Here is a 4,441-nt window from a genome sequence, read left to right as displayed (position 1 = left end):
GCCCTCGAAGTCACCGCCGCCGAGCCGGGCGCCGTAGTCGTTGTACATGACGCCCGCGAACACACCGGTCTGCGTGCCGCGCAACGACACCGGGTGGCGACCGCGATCGACACGACGCCCAGCGCCGCCGCCGCGCCGAGCACCGCCAGGTAGACCCAGAACGGCCCGGCGGGCAGCGGGGTGCCGGTGAGGCCGATCGCCAGCAGGGTCAGCGGAAGTGCCGCCACCGCCGTGCCGAGGAGTGCGGCCAGACCCGCGGTCACGAGCGCCTCGGTCCGCATCATCCGCACGACCTGGCGTGTGCCCGTGCCGACCAGGCGCAGCAGCGCGAACTCACGCCGCCTCGCCGCCGTCGACATGACCAGCGTGTTGGACACCGAGATCGCGACGTAGCCGAGGATCACGCCGACCGCGACGAGGTTGAGCAGGAACTGGGTCCGTTCGTCGCCGCGGTCCTGCGCGGCCACGCCGCCGGTGACGGTCAGGCCCGGATAGCGGCTGACCAGGCCGGCCGCGTCGCCCTTCACCAGCACCGCGGTGTCCATTCCGGCGCTGGTGTGGGCGCGGGCGTCCTCGGCGTTCAGCACCTGGTCGCCGAACGCGAGGTCGTGCTCGTAGAGCGCGATCACCTTGAGGCGCGCGGGTGTGCCGTCGGCGAACCAGAACTCGGCGGTGTCACCGACCTCCTTGTCCTCCCAGTAGGCGTACGTGCTGCTCAACGCCACCGTGCCCGGCTTGAGGTCGTTCAGGCTGCCCGCCGTGATGCCGAGGTCGACCGCGGCGCCCGCGTCCGGGTCCAGTCCGTTGGCGGGACCGCGGTTCACCTCGACGCTGTCACCGGTCTTGCGCGCGGTGATCACCTGCGTGCGGACCAGCGAGGTCGCGGTGACGCCGGGCAGCCGGCGTGCGGCCCCGGCGACCTCCTGCGGCACGCCCGCGACGCCGGTGATCACCTGGTCGGCGGTGACCGACCTGGCCGTTTCCTGCTGCACGGCGGCGGTGAACGTCGTCTGGCTGTAGAAGTTCACCACGGCGAACCCGATGGCCAGCATCAACGGTGTGACGGCCGCTGCCAGGCGCCGCGAGTTCGCGAGGACGTTCGCCGCCGCCAGGTAGCCCGCGTTCGACATCCGGCTCAGCGCCGGTGCGACCAGCCGGGTCGCGTGGCCGGCCACCCGCGGACCGACCAGGGTCAGCCCGATGATCAGCACGAGCGCCGCCATGACCGACATCGCCGCGCCGAGCTGGCTCCTGACGAACAACGGCAGCGCGGTGGCACCCGTCCCGATCGCCAGCAGCACCCAGCCGACGGCCAGCCTGATCCGTCCGACGTCCTTGCGCTGCACAGCGGCTTCCCCGAGCGCCTCGACCGGTGTGATCGAGGACGGGCGGCGCGCCGCGCTCCAGGCGGCCACCCGTGCCGCGCCCATGCCGATCAGCAGTGCCACGACCAGCGGAATCGGGCTGACCGAGAGGCTGAAGTCGGCCGGCACCACGCCGATGGCCGCGAACGCCGAGCGCAGGCCGTGGCTGACCGCGATGCCCAGCAGGCTGCCGAGCACGCCGGCTCCCGCCGAGACGACGAGCGTCTCGGCGCCGATCATCTTGCGGATCTGCCTCGGCGTGGCGCCGACCGCGCGCAGCAACGCGAACTCGCGGCGGCGCTGCTCGACGGTCAGCGCGAGCGTGCCGGCCACGACGAAGATCGCCACCAGGACCGCGTACCCGCCGAACGAGCCCGCGATGAGCGCGAGGACCGCCTGGGTCTGGCTGACGTCGTCGAACTCGGCGGCACTGCGGTCCGCGCCCGTCGACACCGTGACGTGGTCCGCGGCGAGGGCGTCCTCGATCCGGTCGGCGACATCACCCGTGCCCAGCACGCCGATCGCGTTCACCCGGCCGGGTCGTCCGAGCTCCTTCGCCCTGGCAGCGCTGAAGAAAACAGCGGCCTGCCGATTCCCTCCTGCCACGACGCCGCTCACGCGGTAGGGCACCGGCGCCTGGCGGGTCATGATCCGCACCTCACCGCCGGGTGCCACGCCCGCGCGTTCGGCGAGGCCGGCGTCGAGCACCACCTCGTCGTCCGCCGCCGGAGCCCGGCCGGCCTTCAGCGTGAACGGCGCCAGCACGGCGGACTCCCAGTTGTGACCGAGGGACGGCCGGTCCGCGAGCACCTGCCCGTCCGGCCCGGCCACCACGGCCGGGAACGTCCACTCGGGCACCGCGGCCCTCACCCCCGGCACCGCGGCGATCTTGGCCACCAGGGCGGCGGGAACGGCCGGTTGCTCGGCGGCGTGCTCGAACGCCAGCACGTCACCACCCGGTGGGCGCACCGTCCGATCGCCGGTGACGACCACGTCAGCGGCCGCGTAACGCTCGGTCGGCACGCCGCCGCGAAACCCGGACTCCATGAGGATCCCGCACGCCGCGACGAGCGCGGTGCCGCACAGGATGGCGACGAACGCCCTGACGAACCCGCTGGTGCGGGCCTTCACCGTCTGCCACGCGAGGGTCAGCACGGCTCCCCCAGCTGCGTCATCCGCTCGGCGACCTTCTCCGGCGTGGGCCCGTGCAGCTCCCCGGCCAGCCGCCCGTCCGCCAGGAACAGCACGCTGTGCGCGGCAGAAGCGGCAACCGGGTCGTGCGTGACCATCAGCACCGTCTGCCCCATCTCGTCCACAATGGACCGCAGCAGCGCCAGCACCTGCTGTGCCGTCCGCGAGTCCAACGCCCCGGTGGGCTCGTCGGCCAGCACCACCTCCGGCCGCGCCACCAGCGCCCGCGCGATCGCCACCCGTTGCTGCTGCCCGCCCGACAGCTCGGCCGGGCGGTGGTCGAGCCGGTCGCCCAGCCCGACCCGGTCGACGACCGACCGCAGCCACGCCCGGTCTGGCGAGCGCCCGGCCAGTCGCAGCGGCAGCGTGATGTTCTGCCGCACGGTCAGCGAAGGCAGCAGGTTGTAGGCCTGGAACACGAACCCGATCCGGTCCCGGCGCGCCTCGGTCAGCTTCGCCTCCTTCAGTGCGCCGAGGTCGGTGTCACCGAGCAGCACGCGCCCGGACGTCGGCCGGTCCATGCCCGACGCGCAGTGCAGGAAGGTGCTCTTGCCCGACCCGGACGGTCCCATCACCGCGGTGAAGGTGCCTCGCCGGATGCCGACGGTGACCTCGTGCAGCGCCGTGACCGCGCCACCGCCGGACCCGTACACCTTCCGCACCGCCTGCAGCGACAGCGCGTCTGCCCTCATCACGATCTCCTTAAGCAGCAACGACTTCCGTTGAAGAACCTAAGGACTGCGGCACGGCCGGACGATCACGCAGACTGCCCGGCCGGGGGTGGAGCCTGCTCCACCCCCGTCGCGGTGCGGCAGGATCCCCGGCATGAACCTGCTCGACGACATCGAGCGGCTCGTGACCTGCGAGTCGCCGTCCACCGACCTCGCGGCGGTCGCCCGCAGCGCGGACGTCACCGCCGCGGTGGGCTCCGCGCTGCTCGGCACGCAGCCGGAACGGATCGTGCTCGACGGCCGCACGCACCTGCGGTGGCGGCTGGGCTCCGGACCGCGGCGCGTGCTGCTGCTCGGGCACCACGACACCGTGTGGCCGATCGGGTCGCTGGAGCGGATTCCGTTCGAGGCGCGCGACGGCGTCACGGTTCTCGTGACCGGCGACGAGGAGATCGGCTCACCGTCGTCGCGGGGCCTGATCGAGACCGAGGCGCGGGAACACCGGGCCGCGCTGGTCACCGAGGGCGCGGCGGACGGCGGCGCGCTCAAGACCGGGCGCAAGGGCACGTCCATGTACGAGGTGACGCTGCACGGCCGCGCGGCCCACGCCGGTCTCGAACCCGAACGCGGGGTGAGCGCGACGGTCGAGGCCGCGCACCAGGTGCTGGCGGTGTCGAAGCTGACCGACCTCGCCGCGGGCACCACCGTCACGCCGACCGTGCTGACGGCCGGCACGACCACGAACACCGTTGCCGCGCAAGGGAAGTTCGCGGTGGACGTGCGAGTGCGCAGCCTTGCCGAGCAGCAGCGGGTCGACCAGGTGATGCGCGCGCTGGAACCGGTGCTGGACGGGGCGAAGATCGAGGTGACCGGCGGCCCGAACCGGCCTCCGATGGAACCCTCGGCGTCCACCGCGTTGTTCGGCCTCGCGCGCCGCCTGGGCGCGGAGCTCGGCCTCGACCTGGCTCAGGCCGCGGTCGGTGGCGCGTCCGACGGCAACTTCACCGCGGGTGTGGGCACGCCGACGCTCGACGGGCTCGGCGCCGTCGGTGGCGGCGCGCACGCGGAAACCGAGCACGTCCTGGTGTCCGAGCTCGTACCGCGCACCCAGCTCCTCGCCGCACTGGTGCACGAACTGACCTGACCCGAACTCCGTTCCGGGTGCTCGATGAAGGGGGGCGGGATGCACCGGGGGGGGGTTGTTGGGCCCCTGAT

3 protein-coding genes are annotated in these 4,441 nt (G+C 73.2%); 1 reads left to right on the top strand and 2 read right to left on the bottom strand.

Features of this window, described 5'->3' with window-relative positions; translation table 11 throughout:
• A partial coding sequence (locus ABZV40_RS46255) for an FtsX-like permease family protein (protein WP_355456495.1) occupies positions 1 to 2,519 on the bottom strand: 2,519 nt, incomplete at its 3' end.
• Positions 2,513 to 3,247, bottom strand: coding sequence for an ABC transporter ATP-binding protein (locus ABZV40_RS46250; protein ID WP_355456494.1), 735 nt, complete (start codon positions 3,245 to 3,247; stop codon positions 2,513 to 2,515). The genes ABZV40_RS46255 and ABZV40_RS46250, both read right to left, overlap by 7 nt.
• A 133-nt stretch (positions 3,248 to 3,380) precedes the next feature.
• Here ABZV40_RS46250 and ABZV40_RS46245 point away from each other — a divergent pair, with 133 nt between their 5' ends.
• Entirely contained in the window at positions 3,381 to 4,370 is a 990-nt protein-coding gene (locus ABZV40_RS46245) for a M20 family metallopeptidase (RefSeq protein WP_355456493.1), read from the top strand.
• Positions 4,371 to 4,441 lie beyond the last annotated feature (71 nt).

The organism is Lentzea sp. NPDC004782, from assembly GCF_040609115.1.
In the GTDB taxonomy this organism is placed as follows: Bacteria; Actinomycetota; Actinomycetes; order Mycobacteriales; family Pseudonocardiaceae; genus Lentzea.
Note: the sequence above shows the minus strand (reverse complement) of the source record. Positions and strands in the feature narration are given on the sequence as shown.